Origin of the sequence: Mesorhizobium sp. M8A.F.Ca.ET.202.01.1.1 (assembly GCF_004791595.1) — a bacterium.
Taxonomy (GTDB): Bacteria; Pseudomonadota; Alphaproteobacteria; order Rhizobiales; family Rhizobiaceae; genus Mesorhizobium.
Genome location: NZ_SRUN01000065.1, coordinates 1 through 490 on the forward strand (window position 1 = coordinate 1; position 490 = coordinate 490).

Annotated in this window: 1 protein-coding gene; it reads right to left on the reverse strand. The window is 64.3% G+C overall.

The window, feature by feature from the left end:
* On the reverse strand, nucleotides 1-490 hold a 490-nt coding region (locus EN845_RS33840), incomplete at both ends, for a VCBS domain-containing protein (protein WP_135931270.1).

The window sequence follows — 490 nt, forward strand, 5'->3', positions numbered from 1 at the left end:
ACCGGATTGGGATCGGCCAGCGTGTTGGTGTCTTCCTTCACCGCCGCCGCATCGGCCACCGCCACCGGGCCGTCATTGGTGCCGTTGATGGTGACGGTCAGGCTGGAGCTCGAGGTGCCGCCGTGGTTGTCCGAGTTGGTGTAGCTGAAGACGTCGGTGACGGTGGCGCCTTCGGCAAGCTGCTGCACCGAGGCCAGGCCATTGTCGAGCGTATAGCTGTAGCTGCCGTCGCTGTTGAGATGCAGCGTGCCATAGGTGCCGACCAGGTCGTTGCCGACATTGCCAGCCGAGCCGTTGACGGCGCTGACGCTATGCGTGTCGCCATTGTCGACATCGGTGTCGTTGGAAAGCACATTGCCGCTGACCGGATTGGGATCGGCCAGCGTGTTGGTGTCTTCCTTCACCGCCGCCGCATCGGCCACCGCCACCGGCGCGTCATTGGTGCCGGTGATGGTGATGGTCAGGTTGGCGGACGAAGAGCCGCCGTGAT